The 25,859-nt window shown below is 72.0% G+C and carries 22 protein-coding genes and 1 riboswitch; of the genes, 11 read left to right on the top strand and 11 right to left on the bottom strand.

From position 1 onward, the window contains the following. The first annotated feature begins 528 nt into the window (after nucleotides 1-528). The 4 genes from K1T34_RS47345 to K1T34_RS47330 all read left to right on the top strand — a co-directional run bounded on the left by K1T34_RS47345 (nucleotide 529) and on the right by K1T34_RS47330 (nucleotide 5,159). Nucleotides 529-3,489: a BTAD domain-containing putative transcriptional regulator gene (locus K1T34_RS47345; RefSeq protein WP_220241338.1), complete on the top strand. Its 2,961-nt coding sequence runs from the start codon at nucleotides 529-531 to the stop codon at nucleotides 3,487-3,489. A 98-nt stretch (nucleotides 3,490-3,587) separates the two neighbouring features. Further along, complete coding sequence (locus tag K1T34_RS47340) at nucleotides 3,588-4,094, top strand: hypothetical protein (RefSeq protein WP_255638073.1); 507 nt, start codon at nucleotides 3,588-3,590, stop codon at nucleotides 4,092-4,094. A 200-nt stretch (nucleotides 4,095-4,294) separates the two neighbouring features. Further along, the gene (locus K1T34_RS47335) at nucleotides 4,295-4,648 is read left to right on the top strand and encodes an STAS domain-containing protein (protein ID WP_220241337.1); all 354 of its coding nucleotides are present in this window, start codon (nucleotides 4,295-4,297) and stop codon (nucleotides 4,646-4,648) included. Nucleotides 4,649-4,760: 112 nt separating this feature from the next. Beyond that, nucleotides 4,761-5,159: an SPW repeat protein gene (locus tag K1T34_RS47330; RefSeq protein WP_220241336.1), complete on the top strand. Its 399-nt coding sequence runs from the start codon at nucleotides 4,761-4,763 to the stop codon at nucleotides 5,157-5,159. Here K1T34_RS47330 and K1T34_RS47325 read toward each other — a convergent pair. Further along, the gene (locus K1T34_RS47325) at nucleotides 5,143-6,561 is read right to left on the bottom strand and encodes a DNA polymerase ligase N-terminal domain-containing protein (protein WP_220241335.1); all 1,419 of its coding nucleotides are present in this window, start codon (nucleotides 6,559-6,561) and stop codon (nucleotides 5,143-5,145) included. The genes K1T34_RS47330 and K1T34_RS47325 overlap by 17 nt on opposite strands. Nucleotides 6,562-6,611: 50 nt before the next feature. Continuing rightward, complete coding sequence (locus tag K1T34_RS47320) at nucleotides 6,612-7,361, bottom strand: SRPBCC domain-containing protein (RefSeq protein ID WP_220241334.1); 750 nt, start codon at nucleotides 7,359-7,361, stop codon at nucleotides 6,612-6,614. 121 nt (nucleotides 7,362-7,482) lie between these two features. Between K1T34_RS47320 and K1T34_RS47315 the strand changes: the two genes are divergently transcribed. Then, nucleotides 7,483-9,231: a pyruvate dehydrogenase gene (locus K1T34_RS47315; protein WP_220241333.1), complete on the top strand. Its 1,749-nt coding sequence runs from the start codon at nucleotides 7,483-7,485 to the stop codon at nucleotides 9,229-9,231. A gap of 91 nt (nucleotides 9,232-9,322) precedes the next feature. Here K1T34_RS47315 and K1T34_RS47310 read toward each other — a convergent pair whose 3' ends face one another. From K1T34_RS47310 to K1T34_RS47300, 3 genes are all read right to left on the bottom strand, one after another. Further along, nucleotides 9,323-11,224 (bottom strand): ABC transporter ATP-binding protein, encoded by a 1,902-nt coding sequence (locus tag K1T34_RS47310; RefSeq protein ID WP_220247778.1) that lies wholly within the window; start codon nucleotides 11,222-11,224, stop codon nucleotides 9,323-9,325. Between the two features lie 104 nt (nucleotides 11,225-11,328). Next, nucleotides 11,329-13,062: an ABC transporter ATP-binding protein gene (locus K1T34_RS47305; RefSeq protein ID WP_220241332.1), complete on the bottom strand. Its 1,734-nt coding sequence runs from the start codon at nucleotides 13,060-13,062 to the stop codon at nucleotides 11,329-11,331. A 64-nt stretch (nucleotides 13,063-13,126) separates the two neighbouring features. Then, nucleotides 13,127-13,768 (bottom strand): TetR/AcrR family transcriptional regulator, encoded by a 642-nt coding sequence (locus K1T34_RS47300; protein WP_220241331.1) that lies wholly within the window; start codon nucleotides 13,766-13,768, stop codon nucleotides 13,127-13,129. Nucleotides 13,769-14,005: 237 nt separating this feature from the next. On the opposite strand from K1T34_RS47300, the gene K1T34_RS47295 reads away from it, so the two are divergent. Both K1T34_RS47295 and K1T34_RS47290 read left to right on the top strand, forming a co-directional pair. Further along, nucleotides 14,006-14,896: a Ku protein gene (locus tag K1T34_RS47295; protein ID WP_220241330.1), complete on the top strand. Its 891-nt coding sequence runs from the start codon at nucleotides 14,006-14,008 to the stop codon at nucleotides 14,894-14,896. 199 nt (nucleotides 14,897-15,095) lie between these two features. Then, nucleotides 15,096-15,308: a hypothetical protein gene (locus K1T34_RS47290; protein WP_220241329.1), complete on the top strand. Its 213-nt coding sequence runs from the start codon at nucleotides 15,096-15,098 to the stop codon at nucleotides 15,306-15,308. A gap of 242 nt (nucleotides 15,309-15,550) precedes the next feature. Here the strand turns inward: K1T34_RS47290 and ahcY are convergent, their stop codons facing one another. The 4 genes from ahcY to K1T34_RS47270 form a co-directional block, all read right to left on the bottom strand. Then, nucleotides 15,551-17,029 carry an adenosylhomocysteinase gene (ahcY, locus tag K1T34_RS47285; RefSeq protein ID WP_220241328.1) on the bottom strand — a complete coding sequence of 493 codons (1,479 nt, stop codon included), beginning with the start codon at nucleotides 17,027-17,029 and terminating at the stop codon, nucleotides 15,551-15,553. Nucleotides 17,030-17,234: 205 nt separating this feature from the next. Further along, a riboswitch (S-adenosyl-L-homocysteine riboswitch) is annotated at nucleotides 17,235-17,316 on the bottom strand. Nucleotides 17,317-17,383: 67 nt separating this feature from the next. Continuing rightward, on the bottom strand, nucleotides 17,384-18,157 hold the full coding sequence (locus K1T34_RS47280) for a GAF and ANTAR domain-containing protein (protein ID WP_220241327.1): 774 nt from the start codon (nucleotides 18,155-18,157) through the stop codon (nucleotides 17,384-17,386). Between the two features lie 85 nt (nucleotides 18,158-18,242). Continuing rightward, nucleotides 18,243-19,289, bottom strand: a complete 1,047-nt coding sequence (locus K1T34_RS47275; protein ID WP_220241326.1) for a DNA polymerase IV — start codon at nucleotides 19,287-19,289, stop codon at nucleotides 18,243-18,245. 63 nt (nucleotides 19,290-19,352) lie between these two features. Then, nucleotides 19,353-19,622: a DUF3040 domain-containing protein gene (locus K1T34_RS47270; protein ID WP_220241325.1), complete on the bottom strand. Its 270-nt coding sequence runs from the start codon at nucleotides 19,620-19,622 to the stop codon at nucleotides 19,353-19,355. A 512-nt stretch (nucleotides 19,623-20,134) separates the two neighbouring features. Between K1T34_RS47270 and K1T34_RS47265 the strand changes: the two genes are divergently transcribed. From K1T34_RS47265 to K1T34_RS47255, 3 genes are all read left to right on the top strand, one after another. Further along, a complete protein-coding gene (locus tag K1T34_RS47265) occupies nucleotides 20,135-21,955 on the top strand; it encodes a serine/threonine-protein kinase (protein ID WP_220241324.1) in 1,821 nt (606 codons plus the stop codon). Beyond that, nucleotides 21,952-22,785: an FHA domain-containing protein gene (locus K1T34_RS47260; RefSeq protein WP_220241323.1), complete on the top strand. Its 834-nt coding sequence runs from the start codon at nucleotides 21,952-21,954 to the stop codon at nucleotides 22,783-22,785. Before K1T34_RS47265 ends, K1T34_RS47260 begins: the two co-directional genes overlap by 4 nt. 68 nt (nucleotides 22,786-22,853) lie before the next feature. Next, on the top strand, nucleotides 22,854-23,594 hold the full coding sequence (locus tag K1T34_RS47255) for an FHA domain-containing protein (protein ID WP_220241322.1): 741 nt from the start codon (nucleotides 22,854-22,856) through the stop codon (nucleotides 23,592-23,594). A gap of 16 nt (nucleotides 23,595-23,610) precedes the next feature. Here K1T34_RS47255 and K1T34_RS47250 read toward each other — a convergent pair whose 3' ends face one another. After that, on the bottom strand, nucleotides 23,611-24,090 hold the full coding sequence (locus K1T34_RS47250; protein WP_220241321.1) for a MarR family winged helix-turn-helix transcriptional regulator: 480 nt from the start codon (nucleotides 24,088-24,090) through the stop codon (nucleotides 23,611-23,613). 98 nt (nucleotides 24,091-24,188) lie between these two features. Between K1T34_RS47250 and ribA the strand changes: the two genes are divergently transcribed. Continuing rightward, nucleotides 24,189-24,824: a GTP cyclohydrolase II gene (ribA, locus tag K1T34_RS47245; protein ID WP_220241320.1), complete on the top strand. Its 636-nt coding sequence runs from the start codon at nucleotides 24,189-24,191 to the stop codon at nucleotides 24,822-24,824. Between the two features lie 24 nt (nucleotides 24,825-24,848). Here the strand turns inward: ribA and K1T34_RS47240 are convergent, their stop codons facing one another. Further along, a complete protein-coding gene (locus K1T34_RS47240) occupies nucleotides 24,849-25,832 on the bottom strand; it encodes a LacI family DNA-binding transcriptional regulator (RefSeq protein WP_220241319.1) in 984 nt (327 codons plus the stop codon). Nucleotides 25,833-25,859 lie beyond the last annotated feature (27 nt).

The raw sequence follows: 25,859 nt of genomic DNA, 5'->3' as shown, positions 1-25,859 counted from the left end.
TGGTCGAGCGCTCACACGGCGCCCTGCAGCTCTTGCTGCAGCACGCCCTGGGCGACGACGTCCTGGCCGACCGGCCGGATTTGAGGGCGAACCTGCTCGCTCGGGCCCGAGCGGGGAGGCCGGCGCGAACGGACCGCTCGCGCCGCATTGTGTTGGCGGGTGGCGCGCGCTGACGGCGTCGGCTCGACACGGCGGTGCCGCGGCCGCGCGAGGAGTAGACGCGGCGGGACCACTAGCCCCGCGCCGCGCATGGTCGGGTGGGCGCTGCGTTGCGTTCGGTGAACCGACCGCTCGTCGAGCGAAGGTCGAGCGCGGCGGGACTGTTCGCGCCCAGTTTTTCAGGCCGAGCGCGCCGCACGGGCCACCTGCCCGGCGGGGTGCAGACGCGGGCCGGCGTGAAGGGACCGTGCACCCTTCCAACGGGGTGGGCCATCCGGGTGAGGGCCGCCCGAACAGTCGGGAGCGGAGGGTGGCGCAGGTACTTTCGGGTCGCTCGATCAGGTGACGTGCGGCCGTGGGGAGCTTGCGGTGCGGTTCCAGGTCCTCGGTCCGCTGGCGGCGACCGTCGCGCTGCCGTCGGCGGCGCAGCCGCGGCGGTTGCTCGCGTTGTTGCTCGCGCGGCCCAACGAGGTGGTCGGGCGGGCGACGATCGTCGACGAGCTGTGGCCCGAGGGGGCGCCGCCGAGTGCGGCGGCGATCGTGCAGGTGACGGTGTCGAAGCTGCGCAAGGCAGTGTCGCCCGGGTTGGCCGCGGATGACCCAGGCCAGCGGCTCAAGTCGGGGCCGCGGGGGTACGTCCTCAGGGTGGCCGAAGGGGAGCTCGACGCCGCGGAGTTCGTCGCGCTCGCGTCGGCCGGGTTGGCGGCGGAGGACACCCAGGCGAAGCAAGAGCTGCTGACCCGCGCGCTCGCGTGCTGGCGGGGCGGGGCGTTCTGCGACGTCGCGACGGGACCGCTCGTCGAGGCGCACGAGGTGTGGCTGGAGGACCGCCGGCGGACGGTCCTGCTGCAGCTGGTGGAGCTGCAGCTCGCCGAGGGCGACGGGCAGGCCGTGGTGCACCGGCTCGCCGCCGTCGTGGCCGCGCGGCCCGCCGACGAACGGCTCGCCGGTCGCCTCGCCGGGGCGCTGGAGGGGCTGGGCCGCCGCGACGCCGCGCTCGACGTGCTGCGCCGCACGCGCCGCGCGCTGTGGGACGAGGCCGGCGTGGTGCCGGGGCCGGAACTCGACGCGCTGTACCGCCGCATCGCCGGCGCCGAGTGGACGGCCGGAGGCCCGCCCGCGCAGCTGCCCGCGCCCGTGCCCGACTTCACGGGCCGCGCAACGGAACTGGCCGCCGTCGCGCGTCACCTGCGCGCGCCCGCGCCGGTCGTGGTCCACGGCGCCGCCGGGGCGGGCAAGAGCGCGCTCGCGGTGCAGGCCGCGTGGCGGGCGCGACGCCGCTTCCCCGACGGGCAGCTCGTGGCCGACCTTGCCGCCACCGAACCCCGTGACGTCCTCATTGCCTTCCTGCGCGCCCTCGGCGCCGCCACGGCCGAGCTCACCGGCGATCTCACGGCGCTGGTGGCCGCTTGGCGCAGCCACACCGTCGACCTGCGGCTGCTGGTCCTGCTCGAAAACGCGCGTACCGAAGCCCGGGTCCGCCCCCTGTTGCCGAGCGGCTCCGCCTGCGGCGTCCTCGTGACGGCGCGGTGGCCGTTGCCAGGATTGGTGGCAGCCAGGCCGGTTCCCGTCGGTGATCTGTCCACTGCGGACTCGGCAGCGCTGCTCACCGCCGTCGCCGGCGAAGCCCGGATCGCGGCCGAGCCCGCCGCCGCCGACGAAGTGGTCGCTCGCTGCGCCGGGCTTCCCCTCGCCCTGCGCATCGCCGGGCTGCGGCTCGCCACCCGGCCCCACCTCCGGATCACGGACCTGGCCGCCCGCCTCGGCGACGACCGCCGCGCCCTCGACGAGCTCGCCGCCGGCGACGTCAGCGTCCGCGCGGCGATCCTTCCGGCGCTGCGCGAATGCTCCGCGGAAGACCGCGATCTCCTGCGCCTGCTGGGCTTGTTCCGCCGCCCCGTGCCCGACTGGTGCGCCGCCGCGCTCCTCGCCGTCCGCCCCGCCGAAGCCCGCGACCGCCTCGAAGCCCTCGCCGACACCCACCTCCTGGCCGCCGACGACCACGGCCGCCACGCCGTCCCCCGCTTCGTCCGCCTCGGCCTCGCGCGGCTGCCCGGCGAACTCGATCAGGCCGCGCTGAAGCGCGCCCTCGAAGCCACCCTCGCCCTGGCCGAACGCGTGCTTTCCGTCCTGGACAAGGGTTTCATCCCGGCCGGACCCCCGTTCGCCCAGTCGGATGCCGGAGCCGTCCGCACCGCGACCGCCGACCCCGATGCTTGGCGACGCCGGGAAACCGAACTCGTCGCCACGGCCGCCCGGCTCGCCGGCCGCCACCACTGGCACGCCCTGGCCGCCCGTCTCTCCGACGCGTGCGCGGCCCTGGCCGGCACGCCGTGGCTCGGCCGCTCCGCGAGGGCGGTCTCGGTCGTCGGCCTCGCCGCGGCGCGCCGCCTCGGCGACCGCCCGGCCGAGGCGGGCAAGCTGTTCACCCTCGCGTCCGTCCACTGGCAACTCGGCCGATCGCGCCAGGCCCGCACTTACTTCGCCATGGCCGGCACCCGCTTCAAGACCCTCGGCGACCCGCGCGGCCGCGGCGCCGCCCTGGTCGCGCTGGCCGACCTCGACGCCGACGCGGGCCAGGCCGAGCTCGCCGTCGAAGAGCTGCGCGAAGCCCTGGAGCTCCTGCGCGCGTGCGGCGACGTCCGGGGCCAGGCCATCGCGGCCGCCCAGTTCGGCGGCCTGTCGGAAGACCTCGGCGACCTCCGCCGCGCCGTCGAGAGCTTCGAAGCCGCCCTGCTGCTCGCCGGCGACTGCGCCGGCCGCTGGCACGACCAGGTCGCCAAGCGCTACGCCGACGTGCTCCGCCGCCACGGCCGCACTGACCGCGCCGCCGACCTGCTGACGGGCGCGCTCGGCGGCGCCGTCCGCACGCGTGAGCGCCACTGGGAAGCCCACGTGCTGCGCAGCCTCGGTGACCTCCACACCGACGCCGGCGAGGTCGCCGAGGGCGAGCGTTGCCTCACGCGCTCGCTCGACCTGTTCGAGCAGATCGGCCACCGGCACGCGGCCGCCTACACCCACCGCAGCCTCGCCGAGACCCGCCTGCGCGCGGCGGACCCGGCCGGCGCGCAGCAGCACCTGCGCCGCGCCATGGCCGTGTTCCGCGACCTGCACGACCGTCGCGGTACGGGTTACACGCTGCTGAGCCTCGGCAAACTGCAGGCCGGCGCGGGCGAAGCACCCAAAGCTCTCGCCGGTGCCGCGGACGTCTTCCGCGACCTCGGCTTCCCGCTGTGGGAGCTGCGCGCGTTGCGGGAGCTCAACGCTGCTTCGAGTGATTCACCCGCCGGCGACCGGGCTCGTGAAGTCTTGGCGAAGATCAGGATCTGACGCGCGCCGCGACACCCCCGGCGCGAGCGCGTTTGGCGTTCGTATGGAGCCGCGCACAAGGCTCCCCCTCGTCGTAAGTCCCCACGAGGAGGCAAGTCATGCGCGTTCCTCCGATGCTGCCCAAGGCGGCCGTCGGACTGGCTGCCGCGGCGGCCATGACGGTGCTCGGTACGGCCACGGCTTCGGCCGCACCCACCGTCACCAAGCTGACGCAGTCCCAGGCGGCGTCGCAGCTGTCGGCGGCGGGTGTCACGCACTCGTCGAGCGGCGGGTGCACCACGCGGTCGAACTCCACCTGCACGTCGTTCGAGCAGATCAACCAGACCACTGTCAGTGGCGTGATCACGCTCAAGCGCGCCAGCGGCTGCGCGATCAACATCACCGGCGGCACCGAGGTCGGCCACGCCTCGGGCACCTACAGCCACTACAACGGCTACAAGGTGGACATCTCGCACAACAGCTGCATCGACGGCTACGTCAAGAACAACTTCTCCTACATCGGCCTGCGCGGCGACGGCTACCCGCAGTGGCAGGCCCCCTCCAGCAACCTCTACTGCGACGAGGGCAATCACTGGGACATCACCTACTACACCGCCGGCGGCTGATCGGACCCTCCGTTCGCACCGGCCGCGCGGCCGGCCGGGGACTGCCCACCACTGAGGGCGATGGGCAGTCTCCGGCCCGGCCCCAGCAGCACCGATGACCGTTCCGCACCGTTACGGTCACTCCGGGTGACTCGTGAGGTCCCCCACCTGCGCGCCGCGCGGGGGTTGACCGGGCCGGGGGAGCGCGTACCGTCAGGCCAATGCCCCAGCGCCGAGGGGATTCCGGTCTCACCCTCCTGACCACCGTCCGCGACGACGACCTCGTGCTCGTCACCGCCGCGGGCGAGATCGACGCCGCCTCGGTCGGCGACTTCCGGACGGTGCTGGCCGCGGCGTGCGTAGTGGGGGACAAGCTCGTGGTCGACCTCTCGCGCGTCGGGTTCCTCAGCTGCGCCGGCCTGCGCGTGCTGGAGGAGACGAGCCGCACGCGCCCCGCGTTGTCCGTGGTCGCGACCGGACGCCTCGTGCTGCGGGTCTTCGACGTCACGGGCGCCGCCCAGGCCCTCGACGTGCGGCCGCGGCTCGTGGACGCCTGCGCGGCCGCCCGCGCCTGACCGGCCGCCGAACGGGTGGAGATCACCCCGGGCCCGTGCGAGCCACGCCGATCGTGGGTACTCCACCCGTGAACCCGATCAAGGGAACCCGACTACGGCGAGGTGATCCGGGATGTCCACCACGACCGAACGCACCGGCACGAACGGTGCCGTCGGCGCACTGGTCGGCGGCGCCGCGGGGCTGGCCGTGCTGGCCGGTCTGTACTTGATCATCGGCCCGTGGCTGGCGCGGTTCGGCGGCGCGGCGGAGCTCGCGATCAGCAACACGGTGGCCGGTCTGGCGATCATCGTGCTCGCCGCCGTGCGAGCGCGCACCACGCGCCCGCAGGCCCTCACGTGGGTCCTGCCGGTGCTCGGCGTCTGGGCCGCGGTGTCGCCGCTAATCCTGCGCTACGGGGACGAAACCGCGCCGTCGGTGGGAGCGTTGACGGGCAACATCGTCGCCGGTGCCGTCGTGCTGCTGGCCGGTATCGCGCTGTGCCTGCGCCGCCCGGCTACCCGGGCTCGCTGAGCAGCCCGCGCCAGCGCGGCGCGGACTTCGGCCCGTGCAGGACCTCCGCGGCGAGCACGGGCCGTACCCAGCGCGCATCGGGGTGGTCCGGCACGTCGGCCAACGGCGGCCGCGGTTGTTCCAGCTGCGCGAGCACCGCGGCGAGCGAGCCGAGTTCCTCCTCGGAGAAGCCGACTCCGACGCTGCCCGCGTAGCGCAGGCCCGCGCCGTCGGGCACGGCCAGCAGCAGTGACCCGAACGTCCCGGCTCGCCGGCCGCCGCCGGGACGCCAGCCCGCGATGAGCACCCGGCGCACGTCCGGGGACTCCACGAACAGCCAGTCCGTGTTCGCCCGGCCCGGCCGGTACGGGCTGCTCCGGCGCTTCGCGACAAGGCCGGGCAGACCGTGGTCGCGGCTCGCCCGTGCGACGGCGCCGCCGTCGCCGAGGTGGGTCGGCGGCACCTGCCAGTGGTCGCCGGCGAGGCCCAAGTCGTCGAGCAGCGCGCGGCGTTCGAGATACGGCAGGGCCAGCCGCGAGCGGCCGTCGAGGTGCAGCACGTCGGAGACGAAGAAGAACGCGGGATGCCGGTCCACGAGCCGGCGCGCCGTTCCGGGGTCCGCTTCCGCGCGGCGGCGCAGCCCTTCCGGGTCCGGCCTGCCCGCGGCGAACACCACGATCTGCCCGTCCAGCAACGCTTCCGTGGATCCGAGCTGCGCGGCGAGACCACGCAGCTCCGGGTAGCGCGCGGTCACGTCGACGCCGGTCTGGTCGACGGCCGCCACGCGCGCGCCGCCCGCGCGCACGAGCGTGCGACGGCCCGGCCACGCGAACTCGTACGCCCAGTCGCCGTCCTCGGCGGTGGAGGGCATGCGTCCCGGCCGGGCGGGCATCGGCGCGAGGAACCGCGGCGTGTCCTCGTGGCCGGGCTCGGCGGGGTCGAGACGACGCAGCCGCCAGCCGTCCGCCTCTCCGGCCTCGGTGCTGCCGCGGTCGAGCTCGTAGCGGCCCCGCAGGCGTTCGCCGTGGAGCACGAACTCGATGCGGTGCTCGTGCCAGTGCACGGTTTCGTAGCGGCCGCGGTCCCACACCTCGACCGTCCCGGCACCGTACTCGCCCGCCGGGATCTCGCCTTCGAAGTCCGCGTAGGCCACGGGCTGGTCGTCGATGCGAATGGCGAGCCGACCGCGGCCGGGAGAGCGGGGCAGGCCGCGCGGGACGGTCCACGACGTGAGCACCCCACCGCGTTCGAGGCGGAAATCCCAGTGCAGCTGCGAAGCGCGGTGTTCCTGGACCACGAACACGCCACTGTTTTCGATGAGGCGCTGGTCAATGGGGTGCTGGTCGACGGGATGCTCGGGTGCCGCTTCGGGTGCCTGGCCGAGTGCGCGTCGGCGCCGGCGTTCGGCGAGTTCGTCCGCCATCGCAGGCGTGGCACCCCCGTCCCTTCGGGTGCGCCCACTTTAGCGCCCGATCACGCCAGTACGCGCTCCAGCCACGCCTGCCAGGCTTTGCTTTCCTGCTCGACGTCGGCGTCGCCGGCGAACAGGTGGTGCCCGATCGCGATCGGCATCCCCATCCCCGACCGCTCGTGGAAGCGGTAGAGCGCGTCCGGGGTCCGGATGCCCGCGTAGTGCGGGGTCGTGTAGTCGAGGATGCCCTCGACAGGCCCGACGGCGTCGACCGCGAACCGCACCGGCTGCCCGGCCTCGGGCGCGTCCGGCAGCCCCAGCGCTCGCACCAGCTTCGGCCAGGCTTCCGGCGACGCCGACGACTCCGGACCGGCGGCGATCACGAACCGCGCGCGGCGGCCGGGGAAGTGCTGCAGGAGCTGGCCGAGCGTGTGCAGGTACATGTCCCAGCCGCGGCTGAAGCCCTCGTGGTACTCCTCGCCCCAGTCCTGCGCGGTGAAGCCGTGGTGGATGAAGCGCAGCACCGACGTGCCGCCCTCGGCCGCCTCCACGAGGAACTCGAAGGCGTCGAAGCTGCCGTCGGGCGCCGGCGTCGCGCGGTAGGCGAAGCGCCGCGGTGGCTCCCACGTGGTGATCTCGGCTTCGCTGGTGAACTCGCCCATGGCGAAGCGGACGCGCCGCGCCTGGGCGTCGACCTCGTGCTTGCCCATGAACCACGAGTCGATGCCCGGTCCCGTGGCCACGGCGTCCCACACGGCCTCCGGGGGTGCGGGCAGGCGGACCTGCTTGGTTACGTCGAACTCGTGGGTCATGACCGGTTCCTCCTCACCTGACGGGAATTCCACGGTGTCATTGACAAGAATAGTTGTCAAGGGCGAGCGACGTTCACCGGGAGGTGCGAGACTGCCGGGGACCCGAGGGAAAGGACCGCTCATGGCGACCGTGGCCGACCAGCTGATCGACGTTCTCGTGCAGTCCGGCGTGCGCCGCATCTACGGCGTGGTCGGCGACAGCCTCAACCCCGTGGTCGACGCCGTGCGCCGCACCGGCGGCTCGGCGCGCGGCGGGATCGACTGGGTGCACGTGCGCAACGAAGAGGCCGGCGCGTTCGCCGCGGCCGCCGAGGCGCAGCTCACCGGTGAGCTGGCCGTGTGCGCGGGCAGCTGCGGTCCTGGCAACCTGCACCTGCTGCAAGGGGTCTACGACGCGCACCGCTCGGGCGCGCCGGTGCTCGCGCTCGCGTCGCACATCCCGTCGACTCAGATCGGCACCGGCTTCTTCCAGGAGACGCACCCGCAGCAGCTGTTCGCGGAGTGCTCGCACTACTGCGAGCTGGTGAGCGGCCCCGAGCAGATGCCGCGGCTCGCGCGGATCGCGGTGCAGAACGCGGTGGGCCGGCGCGGCGCGGCCGTGCTGGTGCTGCCCGGCGACGTCTCGCACGAGTCCGCCGTGAACCCGACGGGGGTGTCGGCGCCGCTCGGCACTCCACCGGCCATCGTGCCCGCCGCGGCCGACGTCGACCGGCTCGTGGAGCGGATCAACCGCGCCGAGAAGGTGATGATCATGGCCGGCGCGGGCTGCCGCGACGCCCACGAAGACCTCCTCGCGCTGGCCGACACGATCGGCGCGCCCGTGGGGCATTCCTTGCGGGGCAAGGAGTTCGTGCAGTACGACAACCCGTTCGACGTCGGCATGAGCGGCCTGCTCGGCTACGGCTCCTGCTATGACGCGATGCACGAGGCCGACCTCGTGCTTTTGCTCGGCACCGACTTCCCGTACGACACGTTCCTGCCGCAGCGCAACACCGTGCAGGTGGACATCGACCCCGCCCGCATCGGCCGCCGCTCGGTGCTCGAGTTCGGGGTGCTGGGCGACATCGGCGCCACAATCCGCGCCGCCCTGCCGCGGCTGCGCCGCCGCGAGGACCGCTCGTTCCTGCACAGCATGCTGCACAAGCACGAACGCAGCCTGCAGCGCGTGGTCGACGCGTACACGAGCGACGTCGCGCAGCGCGTGCCGCTGCACCCGGAGTACGTCGCCGACATCCTCGACGAGGAGGCCGCCGACGACGCGGTTTTCACCGTGGACACCGGCATGGGCAACGTCTGGGCGGCCCGCTACGTCACGCCCAACGGCCGGCGCCGGCTGATCGGCTCGTTCGTGCACGGCAGCATGGCCAACGCGCTGCCCCACGCCATCGGCGTGCAGTCGGCGGCGCCGGGTCGCCAGGTCGTGGCGATGTGCGGCGACGGCGGGCTGGCGATGCTGATGGGGGAGCTGCTCACGCTGAAGACCCACGCGCTGCCCGTGAAAGTCGTGGTGTTCAACAACTCCTCGCTCGGCATGGTGAAGCTCGAGATGCTCGTGGACGGCTTGCCCGAGTTCGGCACCGACCACGACTCCGTCGACTTCGCCGCCATCGCCCGCGCGTCCGGCCTGCACTCCCGCCGGGTCGAGAAGCCGGCCGACGTGCGCGAGGGCATCCGCGAGATCCTCGACCACGACGGCCCCGCGGTCCTCGACGTGGTGACCGATCCCAACGCGCTGTCGATCCCGCCGAACATCACCGCCGCCCAGGTGCGCGGCTTCGCACTCGCCGCGAGCCGCACCGTCCTCGGCGGCGGAGTGGGCAAGATGCTGCAGCTGGCGAAGTCCAATCTGCGCAACGTGCCCCGCCTGTAGCACGCCTGGAGAACCAGAGCCCGTAAACGCATCCGGGGCGGCGCCACCGTGTTTCATCACAGCGGCACCGCCCCGGATCGAACGCCCCGGATCAGTCCGTCTCGGCCATCGCCTCGGCGAACTGCGCCGCGTACAGGCGGGAGTACGCGCCGCCCGCGTGCAGCAGGGTTTCGTGGTCGCCCTGCTCCACGATGCGGCCCGACTCCATCACCAGGATCACGTCGGCGTCGCGGATCGTGGACAGGCGGTGGGCGATCACGAAGCTCGTGCGGCCCTCGCGCAGCGAGTTCATCGCGTGCTGGATGAGCACCTCTGTGCGGGTGTCCACGGAGCTGGTCGCCTCGTCGAGGATGAGGATGGCCGGCTTCGCGAGGAACGCCCGCGCCACCGTGATCAGCTGCTTCTCACCGGCGCTGACCGTGCCGCCCTCGTCGTCGATCACCGTGGCGTAGCCGTCGGGCAGCGTGCGCACGAAGCGGTCCACGTAGGTCGCGGTGGCCGCTTCCACGACCTGCTCGTGGGTCACGTCGTCGGCGCCGTAGGCGATGTTCTCCTCGATGGTGCCGCCGAACAGCCACGCGTCCTGCAGGACCATGCCGGTCTTGTCACGCAGCTCCTCGCGGTTCATCTTCGCGATGTCCACGCCGTCGAGCGTGATGCGCCCGCTGTCGATCTCGTAGAACCGCATCAGCAGGTTCACCAGCGTGGTCTTGCCTGCGCCGGTCGGGCCGACGATCGCGACCGTCTGGCCCGGCTCCACCGTGAGCGAGAGGTTCTCGATCAGCGGCGTGTCCTCGAGGTAGCGGAAGGACACGTCGTGGAACTCGACCTTGCCGTGGACCACGGCCGGGCGCTCCGGGTTCGCGGGCTCGGGCTCCTGCTCCTTCGCGTCGAGCAGTGCGAACACCCGCTCGGCCGACGCGACGCCCGACTGCAGGAGGTTCGCCATGCTCGCGATCTGGGTCACCGGCTGGCTGAACTGGCGCGAGTACTGGATGAAAGCCTGCACGTCGCCCAGCGTCAGGGTGCCCGACGCCACGCGCAGCGCACCGATCACGGCGACCAGCACGTAGTTCAGGTTGCCGATGAACATCATCGCCGGCTGGATCGTCCCGGAGATGAACTGCGCCCGGAAGCTCGCGTTGTACAGTGTGTCGTTCTGCTCGCGGAACATCGCTTCGGCCTCTTCACGCCGGCCGAAGACCTTGACCAGCGAGTGGCCGGTGTACATCTCCTCGATGTGCGCGTTGAGCTTTCCCGTCGTGGCCCACTGCTTGATGAACTGCGGCTGCGCGCGCTTGCCGATCTTGGCCGCGATGAACACCGACACGGGCACGGTCAGCAGCGCGATGATCGCGAGCAGCGGTGAGATCAGGAACATCATCAGCAGCACGCCGATCACCGTCAGCACCGAGGTGACGATCTGCGAGAGCGTCTGCTGCAGCGACTGCGCGAGGTTGTCGATGTCGTTGGTGACGCGGCTGAGCACCTCACCTCGCGGCTGGCGGTCGAAGTAGCGCAGCGGCAGCCGCGCGAGCTTCTCCTCGACGTCGCGGCGCAGCGAGTAGACAGCGCCCTGCACGAGGCTCGTCGTCAGGCGCGCCTGGATCAGGCCGAAGAACGACGCGATCACGTACAGCGCCAGCACGATCAGCAGCACCTGGCCCACGGCTGTGAAGTCGATGCCCTGGCCCGGCACGATGTCGGCGCGCGCGAAGATGTCCGCGAGCGTGGTGTTGCCCTGCGCCCGCAGGCCCGCGACGACGGCGTCCTTCGTGACGCCGGAGGGCAGGTTCTTGCCGATCACGCCCGCGAAGATCAGGTCGGTGGCACGCGCGAGGATCTTCGGCCCGATCACGGTCAGCGCGACGCTCACCGTGCCGAGGATCAGCACGCCGATCAGCGCCGCCCGCTGCGGCCTCAGCAGGCGCAGCAGCCGGGCCAGCGACCCCTTGAAGTCCATCGCCTTCTCCGGCGGCATGCCGCCGGCCATGAACCGCCCCGGCCCCGCGGCGGGCGCGACGTTCTTGTTGCGCGCCGCGGTCGGCCGTTCGCCGACCTCCGTCGCGACCGCTCCCGTGGTGCCCTCTTCCTCGCTCACGCCGCCTCCTGCTCGGTCAGCTGCGAAAGCACGATCTCGCGATACGTTTCGTTGCCGTCCATCAGTTCGTGGTGGGTTCCGGTGCCGACGACGCGCCCGTCGTCGAGGACGATGATGCGGTCGGCGCCCCGGATGGTGCTCACGCGCTGCGCGACGATGACCACCGTCGCCTCGCGGGTCTCGTCGGTCAGCGCGCGGCGCAGCGCCGCGTCGGTCGCGTAGTCCAGCGCGCTGAACGAGTCGTCGAACAGGTAGATCTCCGGTTTGTGCACCAGCATCCGCGCGATGGCGAGACGCTGGCGCTGCCCGCCCGAGACGTTCGTGCCGCCCTGGGCGATCGGGGAGGCGAGCCCTTCGGTCATCTTCTGCACGAAGTCCTTGCCCTGCGCCACTTCCAGCGCGTGCCAGAGCTCGTCGTCGGTGGCGTCCGGGTTGCCGTAACGCAGGTTGCTCGCCACCGTGCCCGCGAACAGGTACGGCTTCTGCGGCACCATCCCGACGGCCGAGGCGAGCACGGCCGGGTCGAGCTCGCGCACGTCGACGCCGTCCACGCGGACGGTGCCGGAGGTGGCGTCCATGAGCCGGGGGATCAGGTTGAGCAGGGTGGTCTTGCCGCTGCCCGTGCTGCCGATCACGGCGGTCGTCTCACCGGGGCGCGCGCTCAGCGAGATGTCGCGCAGCACCGCCTTCTCCGCGCCGGGGTAGCAGAACTCGACGCCGGTCAGCTCCAGCACGCCGTGCACGCGGCCGGGGGAGACCGGCTTCAGCGGAGGGCGGACGCTCGACTCGGTGTCGAGGACCTCGGAGATGCGCTCCGCGCTCACCTCGGCGCGCGGCACCATCATGAACATGAACGTGGCCATCATGACCGACATCAGGATCTGCAGCAGGTAGGCCAGGAACGCCGTCAACGCGCCGATCTGCATCGAGCCGCTCTCGATGCGGTGCCCGCCGAACCACAGCACGGCGACGCTCGAGACGTTGACCACCAGCATCACGGTGGGGAACATCAGCGCCATCAGCCGGCCGACGCGCAGCGACACGGTGAGCAGCTCGTCGTTGGCCTGGCCGAAGCGTTCGCGCTCGCGCTCGTCGCGCACGAACGCGCGGATCACGCGGATGCCCATGATCTGCTCGCGCATCACCTGGTTGATCTTGTCGATGCGCACCTGCATGAGCCGGAACGCCGGACGCATACGGGCGATGATCAGGCCGACGGCGACGCCCAGCACCGGCACGATCACCAGCAGCAGCGACGAGAGCGGCACGTCCTGGTTCAGCGCCAGGAGGATGCCGCCGACGCACATGATCGGTGCCGACACCATCAGCGTCAGCGTCATCAGCACCAGCATCTGGACCTGCTGCACGTCGTTGGTGGTGCGGGTGATGAGCGAGGGTGTGCCGAACTGGCCGACCTCGCGGGCGGAGAAGTCCTGGACCCGGTGGAACACCGAGCCGCGCACGTCGCGGCCCAGGGACATGGCGGTGCGGGCGCCGAAGTAGACGGCGCCGATCGAGCCGGCGATCTGCACCAGCGTGACCAGCAGCATCATGCCGCCGATCCGCATGATGTAGCCGGTGTCGCCTTTCACGAGCCCGTTGTCGACGATGTCGGCGTTGAGCGTCGGCAGGTACAGCGCGGCCAGCGTCTGCACCAGCTGCAGGACGACGACCAGCCAAATGGTCGTCTTGTAGGGGCGCAGATGACTGCGCAACAGGCGGATCAGCACGGGTCGGTTCTCCCCCAGGATGGTGTTCTGTGGTGGTGTGTCTGTTTTGGACGGTTCGGGTGGCTCATGGTGCGGTGGTGCTCGCCGCGGCCGCGGCCAGGGTGGGCATGCCCGCGGAAGCCTCCCGCAGCAGGTCCACGAACGTGGGCAGGAACTCGGCGTCCGGCCCGGAGGTCAGCCACGTGTGAAACGCGATGCGGGAGGCGCTCTGTACGATCCCCGCGAGCATCCTCGCGTGCAACGGATTTGCGGTGCCGCCCGCCCGTTCGGTGACGGCTTCGGCCAGTACGCGCTCCACGGTGGCGTGCGCGCGCAGCATCTCCGCGAACAGTCCGGCGTTGCGCACCATGTCGCGCATGCGGCGCACGTCCTCGCGCCGGGGCGAGCCGTCGCGTGAGGCCTGCTCCACCGCCGCGTTGATCACGGCCTCCCACAGCGGCTCGTGGGCCGGCCGGGCCCGCAGCGCCTCCCGCACGCGCTCCTGCTGCGCGACGATGAACGAGCAGACCGCCTCCTCCTTGCTGGAGAAGTAGTTGTTGAACGTGCGCGGCGACACGCCGACCTCGCTCGCGATGTCCTCGACTCGCAGCTGGTTCAGGCCACGCTCGAGCGCGAGCCGCAGCGCCGCGGCACCCAGCGCCTGCCGGGCCGCCAGCTTCTTGCGTTCGCGCAGCCCGAGCACGGGCGCCACGGATTCGGAGGTCATGCGAACCAGCGTAGCAAAAGTGCGGGGCACGCAATAATCTGCGTGCCCCGCACTTTTGCGTGACGTGGCGCCTCCGGGGAGCCGCTACCCCGGGTGACCGGTCCCGGCGGGTCGTCGCAGGTCAGGCTGGGCCGGTCGGGAGCCGCGCCGACCGGCGGGACTGTCGGGATCGGATGATCCGGGCTACGGTTGTTACCGAGCGTGAGTGGAGCACGGGCGGACGGCGGAGGAGCGCGCATGCGGTCGATGTGGAAGGGCTCGGTCTCGTTCGGGCTGGTCAGCATCCCGATCCAGCTGTACGCGGCCACGGAGAACAAGAACGTCTCGCTGCGCCAGGTGCACGAGTCCGACGGCGGCCGCATCCAGTACAAGCGCTTCTGCTCGGTCGACGGGCAGGAGGTGCCCTACGCCGAGATCGCCAAGGGCTACGAGCTGCCCGACGGCGAGATGGTCGTGATCACCGACGCCGACCTCGCCGACCTGCCGCTGGCCACGCAGCGCACGATCGACGTGCTGGAGTTCGTGCCGCTCGAGTCGATCGACCCGATCCAGTTCGACAAGACCTACTACCTCGAGCCGCAGAAGAACGCCGTCAAGCCGTACGTGGTGCTGCGCGACGCGCTGCACAAGGCCAGCCACGTGGCGATCGCCAAGGTGGCCGTGCGCCAGCGCGAGAGCCTGGCGCTGCTGCGCGTGGTGTCCGACGTGCTCGTGATGACCACGATGCTCTGGCCAGACGAGGTGCGCACGCCCGATTTCCCGTTCCTGCGCGAGGATCCGCCGCAAGTGCGCCCGCAGGAGCTGACCATGGCCGGCTCGCTGATCGATTCGCTGTCGGAACCGGTGTTCGAGTCCGAAAAGTACACCGACGGCTACCGTGAGGCGCTCGAATCCGTGATCGAGGCCAAGGTCTCGGGCAACGAGACGACGAAACCCGGTGCGGTGGCGGCGAAAGCCGACGTCGTCGACCTCATGGCGGCCCTGGAGGCGAGCGTTTCCGAAGCCCGCAAGACGCGTTCGGCGGCGCCGGCCAAGAGTACCTCGTCGCGCTCTCGCAAGGCCGCGCCGGACGAGGAGAAGCCGGCCAAGAAGGCCGCTCCGCGGACCCGCCGGCCGAAGAGCGCCTGAGCGAGCTTTTCCCGCCGAGCCCCGGGAAAGCCGGGGGACATCACCGCCGGTCCGAGATCACCGGACCGGCTGCGGCGACACGCCGCCCGTATGCCAGACTCTGGCGCCCACCGGTGGTACCAAGAAGCTGTCCGGTCTGATAAGAGCCGGTGTTGACCTGAGCCGGTTCGAGAGCACGAGAGCGGAAGGCGGCCTGAGCATGGAGTGCGCGTTCTGCACCAGCGGGATCGACCACTGTCACGGCACCCTGGTGGTTCACCCGGACGGCGGGTTCGCCGAGTGCACGGACGAGAGCTGCGCGGACCTCGACCGCGTCCGCCACGGCCTGATCATCGACTGCCACACTGTCGACGCGGAGTGCTCCTGCACGCTCGCCGTCGAGGTCGAGGCGGAGCTTCGGCAAGCTTCCTGAGCCCTCCCGCGGCCCAGTGACCGTGAAGGCCTCGTTCCCCGGACCGCCGGGGAACGAGGCCTTCACGGTTTTCCGCCGAGGGTTTCCCCTCCGGCCCCGATCCTTACCCGATCGTGTATGCAGCTGTGTACACCGGCTTGGCGATGTGCTAACACTAACGAGGTCCTTCGGCTCTCCCTCCCCCTCGGAGCCGGAGGACCCCTTATTTCCGGCCTCCGGTCTCCGCCGGGGCGGCCCGGGGCTCAGTAGCGGTAATGCTCCAGCTTGAACGGGCCGGCCGCGTCCACGCCGATGTACTCCGCCTGCTCCTTCGTGAGCTTCGTCAGCTTCACGCCGAGCGCGTCGAGGTGCAGCCGCGCCACCTTCTCGTCGAGCAGCTTGGGCAGGCGGTGCACGCCGACCGGGTACTCGCCGGGCTTGGTGAACAGCTCGATCTGCGCGATCGCCTGGTTCGCGAACGAGTTCGACATCACGAACGACGGGTGCCCGGTGGCGTTGCCGAGGTTCATGAGCCGGCCCTCGGACAGCACGATGATCGAGTGCGCTGGGCGCCCCTCGTGCTGTCCAGCGAAGGCCCACTCGTGCACCTGCGGCTTGATCTCCAGCTTGCGGATGCCGGGCACCTTGCCGAGGCCGGCCATGTCGATCTCGTTGTCGAAGTGGCCGACGTTGGCGACGATCGCGTTGTGCTTCATCCGCGCCATCTGCGCGGCGGAGATGATGCCGAAGTTGCCGGTGGTGGTGAGGAAGATGTCGCCGCGCTCCACGACGTCGTCCAACTCGACCACGTCGAGGCCCTCCATGGCCGCCTGCAGCGCGCAGATCGGGTCGATCTCCGTGACCACCACGCGCGCGCCCTGGCCGCGCAGCGCCTCGACGGCTCCCTTGCCGACGTCGCCGTACCCGCAGACGACGGCGAGCTTGCCGCCGATCATCACGTCGGTGGCACGGTTGAGGCCGTCGACCATCGAGTGGCGGATGCCGTACTTGTTGTCGAACTTGGACTTCGTCACCGAGTCGTTCACGTTCATCGCCGGGAACAGCAGCGTGCCCTCGGTCGCCAGCTTGTAGAGCCGCTTGACGCCGTTGGTGGTCTCCTCGGTCACACCGCGGACCTCGCCGGCGATGCGCGTGAAGCGCTTCGGGTCGGCGGCGAGGCTCTCGGCGAGCGTGCGCAGGACGATCGCGTACTCCTCGGCGTCGGCGTCCGTGGCGGCCGGCACGGCGCCCGCGGCCTCGAACTCGACTCCCTTGTGGACGAGCAGCGTCGCGTCGCCGCCGTCGTCCAGGATCATGTTGGGGCCCTGCCCGTCGGCGAACCGGAAGAGCAGGTCGGTGCACCACCAGTACTCGTCGAGCGTCTCGCCCTTCCACGCGAACACCGGCGTGCCCTCGGGCCGCTCGGCCGTCCCGTTCGGACCGACGACGACGGCGGCCGCGGCCTCGTCCTGGGTGGAGAAGATGTTGCAGGACACCCAGCGAACGTCGGCGCCCAGCGCCACGAGGGTTTCGATCAGCACCGCGGTCTGCACAGTCATGTGCAGCGAGCCGGCGATGCGGGCGCCCTTCAGCGGCTGCGCCCCGGCGAACTCTCGCCGGATCGCCATCAGGCCCGGCATCTCGTGCTCGGCCAGGCGCAGCTGCGTCCGCCCGGCCTCGGCGAGCGCCAGGTCGGCCACCGCGAACTCGAGTCCGCCGACGTTCTGCAGTTTCGGGCTCATAGAGGTTCCGCTCCCATTCGATACGGTTCTGGTTTCTGTTTCAGGGCACGGGGAATCGCGGCACCACCGCGTTCGGCAGCACCGGGCTCACCCGGGAGGGTTCAGGAGATGAGGAGGCCGTCCGCCGGCTTTTCCTGGGACGGCAACACCTGTGCCGACGACGTCCGCGTCGACGACAGCTGGGTCAACAAAAAAGGCACCTCCTTCGCAGGAGGCGCCCTTGTCCGGAACTCGCGGGCCGAGCGTGGCGGAAACTCTCGGCTTCCGTCGCAGCGCCTCTCGGCCCGGAGTGCGCCCTCGCGGCGCACGGTTCGTTCTACCGGTTCCCACCATGGCAAGGTGGGCCGGAGGCTGTCAAGCGCGCGGACCGGGCAGGTCGAGCTCGGTGTGGCGCGTGGCCAGGGTCTCGGCGAGCACGGCGAGCTTCACGTTGAGGTCCTGTGATGTGCGGCGCAGGATGTCGAACGCCTCGTCGGCCGAGATGCCCCGCCGCTGCATCAGGATGCCCTTCGCCTGGCCGATCACGTCGCGCGCGTCGATGGCCTTGCGCAGGTGCGCCCGCTGGAGGTCCGCGGTCGTCACGGCGTTGGTGGTAGCCAGCGCCAGCGAACCGTGGGTGGCCAGCAGCAGCGCGAGGTCGCGGTCGGTGGGCGTGAGTGCGCCGGTCTCGCGCGCGTAGACGTTGAGGGCACCGGACAACTGCGGCTCACGGGCGTCGGGCAGCAACGCGATGGCGAGCATCGAGCCCATGCCGCGTTCGGCCGCGGCCGGTCCGAACTTCGGCCACTCGGTCTCGTGGGCGAGGTCCTGGCTCTCCGCGTGGGCCGGGCCGTCCGGGCGGGCCGCGTCGAGGCAGGGGCCCTCCCCGGTGCGGTACTGCACCTGGTCGAGCTCGACGGCGATCGCATCGGTCTCGATCGGGGTGTAGAACAGCCCGTCGGGCGAGCGCAGCGTGATGCTGACGACGCTCGCCGCGGGGATCACCCGGACCGCCGCCGTCACGAGCTGCTGCAGCACGCCCCCGACGGTCGTGACCTCCAGCAGCGACCGCGTGAGGTCCAGGAACTCGCCACCCAGCCCGCCGAATCGGTCGTCGGAACCGGTCGCGGGGACTCCGTTTTCGGACATGCCTCACCTCACTCGTGTGCCCGGAGTCCCGATTACCCCGCCGACAGGCTCGGCCAAACGCGCCCCCGCCGGTCACCGCGTCCGATCACGCGGGCGGGTGCGGGAACTCCGCGCGCACCCCGAGCAGTCGCACGGGCTGGTCCAGCGTGAACATCCCGAGCACCTCGCGCGCGGCGCGCCCGATCGCCGAGGCGTCCGAGGTCGGCTCCGGCAGCGTGATGCTGTGGGTGTGCGTGTGAAACGGCGCGAAGCGCACCTTCACCGCGACGCGCGCCGCCGGGCGGCCCTCGCCCACGACGTCGCGGGCGACCCGCACGGCGAGGGCGTCGATTTCTTCCGCGATGCGCGCGGGATCGGTGAGGTCTTGCTGGAACGTCGTCTCGCGGCTGCGGGAGCGCGCGACGTACGGCGTGGCGGTGACCTCGGCGTCGCCGATCCCGCCCGCCAGCACCCGGTACCACGGGCCGAGGCGCGGGCCGAACCGCGCGGCGAGGTCGTCCGCGTCGGCGCCGGCCAGCTGCAGCACCGTGGTGAACCCGGCTTCGGCGAGCTTCTTGGCCGTCTTGCGCCCGATGCCCCACAGCGCGTCGGTGGGCCGCTTGGCCATCACGGCCCACCAGTTCTCCCGCGTGAGGCGGAAGATCCCGGCCGGTTTCGCGAATCCGGTGGCGAGCTTGGCGCGCAGCTTGTTGTCGCCGATGCCGACCGAGCACGAAAGCCCGGTCTCGTCCTCGACCGCCCGGCGGACCTCGGCCGCGAACGCCTCGGGGGTGTCGGTGTCGACGGTTTCGGTGTCGAGGCCGAGGAACGCCTCGTCCCACCCGAGCACCTCGACCACCACCGGCAGCTCACGCAGCCGCGCCATGACGCGGTCGGAGACCTCCTGGTACGCGGGCGCGTCGGTGGCCAGGAACACTGCGTCGGGACAGCGTTTCGCGGCCAGCCGCATCGGCATGCCGGACTGCACGCCGAACTCGCGCGCTTCGTAGGACGCGGTGGCCACCACGGCGCGCTCGGCGGGGTCGCCGTTGCCGCCCACGACCACCGGCCGGCCGCGCAGCTCGGGCCGGCGCGCGATCTCGACCGCGGCGATGAACTGGTCGAGATCGACGTGCAGGACCCAGGCGGACACCGCACCAGTGTGCGGCGCGGACCCGGGTGAGCGCACGTCAAACGCGCCGCGGCTCCCGCCGCGTCAGGAGCGGCCGTGCCCGCGCACGACGTGCAGCGCCACCCCGCCGCCGGCGGCGAACAGCGCGCACAGCGTGAAGGCGGGGCTCGTGGTGACGACACCGGCCACGAGGAACGCGACGGCCGAGACGTCGAAGAGCACCGCGAAGAGGGTGAGCAGACGACGGTTCGGCCCCGGCCTGCCTCGGGAGAGCGTCGCCGCCAGTTCCGGATCGCTGAACTCGAACCAGCGTTCGATCTTGTCCAGCTCGCTGCGTTCGTGGTGACTGAGCATGGAGGTCTCCTTCGGCGGCGCGCCTGCCGTCACCTCCGCCAGATACCCCCGGCCACCGTGATCCAATCGCCGATCCGGGCGCTCCGCAGCGGATTCACCCGGCCGCACCCATCCGTATAACGGCCTATACGTCGAATCCTGGACCGCCGTGCCGGTTTCGATGTCCACTGTGGACGCTTGATCGGCCGGACGGGTGACCCGGGTGTTCACGCAGCGCAGCGCGGTTCGGGGCCGATTCTTGTTGGCGGGCAAGGGAACCGGCGCCGGGGTCGCGGCGCGCAGGCCGGCTCGGGGACGACGTATCCGTCACGGGACGATTTGTCGATTCCGACCTCGCAGTGGATCGGCGGGTCGACGTGGTTGTCTTCGGCGTGGGAGTCGTTTGTGCCCGGACCGTAGGCGGGCATCGGGGGAGTGGTCGCGATCCGGGCCGCTTCCTGCCACCGGACGTGATGCAGTATCGTTACTGCGAGTTACCTCACAGAGGTCCGACCACGCCGAGGGGAGCGTCGGTGCAGGGTGACCGGCTGATCGCGGAGCGCTATCGACTGCTCGAGCGGATCGGCACCGGGGGCATGGGCGTGGTCTGGCGTGCGCACGACGAGCAGCTCGATCGTGAGGTGGCACTCAAGCAGGCGCGGCTTTCCGATGCGGTCAGCGGCCGCACCCTGCGTCGCGAGGCCCGGCTCGCCGCCGGGGTGCAGCACCCGAACGTGGTGACCTTCTTCGACGTCGTCGCCCAGGGCGACGAGCTGTGGCTCGTGATGGAGTACGTGCCCTCGCGCAGCCTCGCCGAGGTCCTCACCGCCGAGGGCAGCCTGACCGTGCGCACGGTCGCCGAGATCGGCGTGCAGGTCGCGGGCGCGCTCGCGGCGGTGCACGAGGGCGGCGTGGTGCACCGCGACGTGAAGCCCGGCAACGTCCTCATCACCGACGACGGCCGTGCCAAGCTCACCGACTTCGGGATCTCGCGCTCGGTCCGCACCGACGAGACGGTCACGGACTCCCCGCACATCGGCGGCACCCCCGGTTACCTCGCGCCGGAAGTCGCGCAGGGACACCCGCCGACCGCCGCGTCCGACGTCTTCTCGTTGGGCGCCACGCTGTTCTCCGCGGTCGAAGGCGCTCCGCCCTTCGGCGGCGGCAACGAGTACGCGACCATCCGGCGCGCGGCCGAGGGCGCGGTCCCGCCGGCGCGCAAGGCCGGTGAACTCGCGCCCGTGCTCGCCGCGTTGATGCGGACGGCTCCCGAAGACCGGCCCACCGCGGCCGCCGCGCACGACCTGCTGGTCGCCGGCGTGGGCGGGCTGCCTCCCTCGTCGCCGCTGCGCCGCCGGCCCGACAGGCGCCGGCGGCGGCTCGTGATCGCGGGGGCGGTCGCCGCCGTCGTGGTGCTCGCGGGCGTGGCCCTGATCCTGCTGCCGGACAGTGGAAAGCCGCCGACTCCGGCCGCGGCTTCGAAGGTGCCCGCCGCTCCGGCGAAGCTCGGCATCGGCAAGGACCCGCGTTCGGCCGATCCGTGCCGGCTCGTGGACGCGGTGCCGCTGCGCCCCTACGGCGACCCCGAGGTGGACCCGGACTACGGCAACTTCGACCGCTGCGACGTGATCCTCAAGCGTGGCAACGATCTTCAGGCCGACGTGAAGGTCGAGCTGGAGGACCCGCCGTCCGGCGGCGCCGCGCCGGAGGGGCAGCGCTCGCGCTCCGGCCCGTTCGACGTGTTCGGCGACCCCGCGCAGGACGGCGCGTGCGTGCGCCTGATCCAGCTGCAGGACCACTACCTCGTGCGCGTGACCGTGTCCGACGACGACGGCGACAACCTCGACACCTGCAAGCCCGCCGACGTCGCGGTCGCGTCGGCGACGAAGGTGCTCGCCGTGGCGGGCGTGCCCGCGCGGTCGACGCCGGTCCCTGCCGGTTCGCTGTCCGATGTGGACGCGTGTTCGCTGCTGAGCTCCGCCTCGCTCGGCAGCACCGCGGGCGTCACGGCGCCGGTGCAGGTGGTGCCTGGCTACGGGGACTGGACCTGTGACTGGGACAGCTCGGCGTCGGACCGCGCGGTCACGGTGATCTTCGACCGCGACCAGCCGCCGGACGGCGACTCGGGCCAGCTCGTCAAGGTCTCCGGGCACGACGCGTACCTCGCGACCGACGACTTCGCCGACGACACGTGCCAGGCGCTGCTGGTCTACCGGCGCTACACCGACGCACAAGGAGAGGCCGCGGTGGAGCAGATCAAGGTGGTGGTCCACGGCGACCCGCCGTCGCAGGACCTCTGCGCCCCGGCCACGTCACTGGCCGGCGACGTCGTCGCGAAGCTGCCGCAGGCATGACCGCGCTGCGATCCGGCGGGCCGGCGGAGTCCCTCGGCGCCGACCACGGCAGCCTCGCCTACGGGGTGCCGCCCGCGGCGCCGGGCACGATCTTCGCACTGGCCGTGACCGGCGGCGTGCGCATGCCGCCCCGCGACGGCCGGGAAGTCCTCTTCGGACGCAACCGCGAAGACGTCCACGTGTGCGTGGGGGAGGACGACCGGAAGGTCAGCCGCAAACAGGGTTTTCTCGTGCGCCGGCGCGACGCGTGGTGGATGCACAACACCGGGCGGCTGCCGATCCGCATGCCCGGCTCGCGCCTGTTGTTCCCCGAAGAGGAGCCCGTGCCGCTCGCGGAGGGCTACACGGCGGTGTTCGTGCGCGGTTCGGCCGACCGAGAGCACCTGCTGGAGCTGTACGTGTCGGGGGCGGACGGACGCCGGCCGGAGTCGCGCCCGCAGGACGTGACCGAGCCGCCGCGCATGTGGCGGCTGAGCCCCGAAGAGCGCCTCGTGCTGGTCTCGCTGGCCCAGCGTTACCTGCTGCAACAGCCCTACCCGCAGCCGATGGCGTGGCGGCAGGTCGCCGAGCAGCTCTCCGAGCTGGCGCCGGGCAGCCGCTGGACGCCCAAACGGGTGGAGCACCTCGTGGTCGCCGTGCGGGCGCGGCTCGCGCGCGCCGGCGTCACGGGCCTCACTCGTGAAGAGGTCGGTGAGCCGGTGGGCAACTCCCTCAACGACAACCTCGTGAAGGAGCTCCTGCTGTCCACTTCGCTGGTGCCGCCGGACCTCGCGCTGCTCGAACCACCCGACGAAACCGCTCCGGGAGGGGTCCCGGCGCCGCCCGGTTAGCCTCGCGGCGCGCGGTGGGGCAGGCCCCGCGCCGGGAACGGGCGGGGGGCGTCGTGACGGGTGAGGGGATGCGGGCACTGCCCGCCGGGCATCCGAGCCTGGCGCGGGGCTTCGCGTCACCGCCCGGCACGCTGGTCGTGCTCGGGCTCGCCGGGGGAGTGCTGGTGCCGCCGTCGGCGCCGGGTCCGGTGACGTTCGGGCGCAACACCGCGGAGGTTTCCGTGCCGGTCGGGGAGGACGACCGGTGGGTGAGCCGCCGCCATGGCGTGCTGGAGCACCACCGCGACCGCTGGTGGGTGCGGGCGACGGGCAAGGTCCCGTTACGGCTGCCGGAATCCCGGCTCCTGTTCACCGGCGCGGCGCCGGTCGCGCTGCCGGCGGGCTACCTGCCGTTGTTCGTGCACGGCTCGCGCGGGCGGGAGCACGTGCTGGAGGTGCACGTCGCCGACGGCAGGCCCGCCGGGCGACCCGCGCCGCACGGGGTGCTCGACACGCGCGAACGGCTGGCGCTCACCGTGGTCGGCCAGAGCTTCCTGCGCTGGGAGGCGCAGCCACGGCCGGTGCCGCCGGAGCGGGCGGCGGCTCAGCTCGCGGTGCTGGACCCTGGCGGCGACTGGACCTCGCTGGGCGTGCGGGCCGCCCTCGACGGCGTGCGGGCCCGGTTCCACCCGGCGAGCGGCGACGACCTGTTGCTCGGTGCGTTGCTGGCCGCCGCGGTGCTGGTGCCGCCGGATCTGGCCTTGCTGACCGCCGAACCCGTGCCGCAACCGCGCGTGCCCGACTGGACACAGAGGACAGTCGGCTCGTAGTGCCGGGTGCCGAGCGTCACACGGCGGTTCGCTGCGGCCGCTGGGCGCCACGCAGCCGGGACTCCAGGGTGTCGAGCGCGGTGCTGAACACGCCGAACTGCTCGGGCGTGAGCGCGTCGACGAGCAGCTCGCCCACGAGCGCGGCGTGCCCGGAGGCGGCCTCGCGAAGCTGTGACCAGCCGAGATCGGTGAGGAAGGCGATCACGCCGCGGTCGTCGGACTCACACGAGCGGCGCCCGACGAGCCCGGTCTTCTCCAGCTGGCCGACCTGGTAGCTCAGCCCGCTCTTGGACGTGAGAGCCGCGCCCGCCAGCTCCGTCATGCGCAGGGCGCCGCCGGCGGCGGCGAGGCGCGCCAGAACTTCGTACTGTGGGTGCGAAAGCCCCGCGTCGTCGCGAAGCTGCTGTTCGACGCGACGGTTGAGCTGCGAGCTCACCGCCAGGAAGGCCTGCCAGGTCTTCAGCTGGCGATCCGTGAGCCATCGGGGGTCGGCCATGCACCCATGGTAACGCAGGTTGTTCGAATTTGAACCATGTTGTAGGGTCGATCAAGTCGTGGTTCGAATTTGAACCACCTGGGAGAACGGAGCAGCCGATGGCGACGGTGGCGGAGGTGCGTACGCGGGTGCGGATCCCGCTGCGGCTGGGCGACGACCTCTCCGTCGACTCGGAGGCCGTGACGTTCCACGGGCTCGCCGACGGGCTGGAGCACCTCGCGTTCGTGCTCGGCGAGCCGGGCCCGGTGCCGCTCGTGCGGATGCACTCCGAGTGCCTGACCGGCGACGTCTTCGGCTCGGCCCGCTGCGACTGCGGCCCGCAGCTGCGCGAGTCGGTCGCCCGGATTTCCGAGACCGGCGGCTACCTGCTCTACCTGCGCCAGGAAGGCCGCGGCATCGGCCTGTACAACAAGCTCGACGCGTACGCGCTGCAGGACGGCGGGCTCGACACCTACGAGGCCAACGCGGCGCTCGGCCTGCCCGAGGACGCCCGCGACTACACCGCCGCCGCGCAGATGCTCACCGCGCTCGGCGTGCGCCGGCTCGACCTGCTGTCGAACAATCCCGACAAGGCCGCGCAGCTGACCGCCCACGGTCTCGACGTGCGTGACCGCGTGCCCACGGGCGTGTTCGCGACGGAGACCAACGTCCGGTACCTGCGGGCGAAGGTCGAGCACACCGGTCACAGCCTTGTGCTGCCCGCCGGGTTCGGCCACGCCGGCCTCGCCAGCTGAACCGTCCACATCGGATCGTCCGTGTCAGGGCGCCGACTCCCGCACCACCAGTTCGGTCGGCAGCACGGTCACGCCGTCGAGAGGCGTGTCGCCGGTCAGCTTGCCGAGCAGGCGTCGCGCCGCCGTTTCCCCGAGCGCCCGGGAGGGCCGGCGCACGGTCGTGAGCGGCGGGTGCGTGAACGCCGCGAGCGGCAGGTCGCCGAACCCGGCCACGGCGACGTCTCCGGGCACGGTGCGGCCGGCTTCGCGCAGTCCGGTGAGGACACCGGCTGCCACCACGTCGTCACAGGCGAACACGGCGTCGAATCCGTGGCCCGAGGCGACGAGCCGCCGCACGGCCGAGCGGCCGCTGCCCGCGGTGGAAGCCGCCTCGGTGACGGCGTTCCCGGTGAGCGGTGAACCGGCTTCTTCGAGTACGGACCGGAATCCGGCGAGCCGGGAGGCGGCGTGTTCGCCGGGACCCGTCACCACGGCGACGCGGCGCCGGCCACGCTCCAGGAAGTGCCGGGCCACCGCGGCGGCGCCCGCGGCGTCGTCGCCGGTCACGGACGGGAACGCCGAGCGCGCCCCATCGACGACCACGACCGGGAGGTCGGCGTCGCGCAGCGCGTCGTTGTCCGTGACAGCGGGTGGCGGGTCGAGCAGCAGCAGCCCGTCGAACGCGTGCGCCCGCACCTGGTGCGTGAAGCGCTCGAGCGAGTCCGCGCCCCGGGCGGCGGTGCTCAGCAGCAGGCCGTGGTCACTCTCCTCGACGACGTCGGCCACTCCCTGCAACACCTCGCCGACGCCTGCCGGCGAGAGTCCCGGCACGAGCACCCCGACGAGCCGGGTCCGGCCCTTCGCCAGACCGACGGCCCCGGCGCTCGGGATGTAGCCCGTCGCGGCGATGACTTCACGCACGCGCACAGCGGTGGCGGCGTCCACGTCGGACTTGTTGTTGAGCACCCGGGACACGGTCGTCTTGCTCACCCGCGCTCGGCGGGCGACCTCCGCGATCGTGACGCGCATCGGTCCTCCATGCGAATCCGAGCACCG

The organism is Amycolatopsis sp. DSM 110486, assembly GCF_019468465.1.
Taxonomy (GTDB): domain Bacteria; phylum Actinomycetota; class Actinomycetes; order Mycobacteriales; family Pseudonocardiaceae; genus Amycolatopsis.
The sequence above is the reverse complement of the archived record's forward strand: the minus strand, read 5'-3'. Positions and strand labels throughout refer to the sequence as shown.

Bases quoted from the DNA above. Each gene is read 5' to 3' on its own strand.
- K1T34_RS47340 (WP_255638073.1), top strand. From the start codon at position 3,588: ATGCGCGTTCCTCCGATGCTGCCCAAGGCGGCCGTCGGACTGGCTGCC.
- K1T34_RS47335 (WP_220241337.1), top strand. From the start codon at position 4,295: ATGCCCCAGCGCCGAGGGGATTCCGGTCTCACCCTCCTGACCACCGTC.
- K1T34_RS47330 (WP_220241336.1), top strand. From the start codon at position 4,761: ATGTCCACCACGACCGAACGCACCGGCACGAACGGTGCCGTCGGCGCA.
- K1T34_RS47325 (WP_220241335.1), bottom strand. From the start codon at position 6,561: ATGGCGGACGAACTCGCCGAACGCCGGCGCCGACGCGCACTCGGCCAG.
- K1T34_RS47320 (WP_220241334.1), bottom strand. From the start codon at position 7,361: ATGACCCACGAGTTCGACGTAACCAAGCAGGTCCGCCTGCCCGCACCC.
- K1T34_RS47315 (WP_220241333.1), top strand. From the start codon at position 7,483: ATGGCGACCGTGGCCGACCAGCTGATCGACGTTCTCGTGCAGTCCGGC.
- K1T34_RS47310 (WP_220247778.1), bottom strand. From the start codon at position 11,224: ATGGCCGGCGGCATGCCGCCGGAGAAGGCGATGGACTTCAAGGGGTCG.
- K1T34_RS47300 (WP_220241331.1), bottom strand. From the start codon at position 13,768: ATGACCTCCGAATCCGTGGCGCCCGTGCTCGGGCTGCGCGAACGCAAG.
- K1T34_RS47295 (WP_220241330.1), top strand. From the start codon at position 14,006: ATGCGGTCGATGTGGAAGGGCTCGGTCTCGTTCGGGCTGGTCAGCATC.
- K1T34_RS47290 (WP_220241329.1), top strand. From the start codon at position 15,096: ATGGAGTGCGCGTTCTGCACCAGCGGGATCGACCACTGTCACGGCACC.
- ahcY (WP_220241328.1), bottom strand. From the start codon at position 17,029: ATGAGCCCGAAACTGCAGAACGTCGGCGGACTCGAGTTCGCGGTGGCC.
- K1T34_RS47280 (WP_220241327.1), bottom strand. From the start codon at position 18,157: ATGTCCGAAAACGGAGTCCCCGCGACCGGTTCCGACGACCGATTCGGC.
- K1T34_RS47270 (WP_220241325.1), bottom strand. From the start codon at position 19,622: ATGCTCAGTCACCACGAACGCAGCGAGCTGGACAAGATCGAACGCTGG.
- K1T34_RS47260 (WP_220241323.1), top strand. From the start codon at position 21,952: ATGACCGCGCTGCGATCCGGCGGGCCGGCGGAGTCCCTCGGCGCCGAC.
- K1T34_RS47255 (WP_220241322.1), top strand. From the start codon at position 22,854: ATGCGGGCACTGCCCGCCGGGCATCCGAGCCTGGCGCGGGGCTTCGCG.
- K1T34_RS47250 (WP_220241321.1), bottom strand. From the start codon at position 24,090: ATGGCCGACCCCCGATGGCTCACGGATCGCCAGCTGAAGACCTGGCAG.
- ribA (WP_220241320.1), top strand. From the start codon at position 24,189: ATGGCGACGGTGGCGGAGGTGCGTACGCGGGTGCGGATCCCGCTGCGG.
- K1T34_RS47240 (WP_220241319.1), bottom strand. From the start codon at position 25,832: ATGCGCGTCACGATCGCGGAGGTCGCCCGCCGAGCGCGGGTGAGCAAG.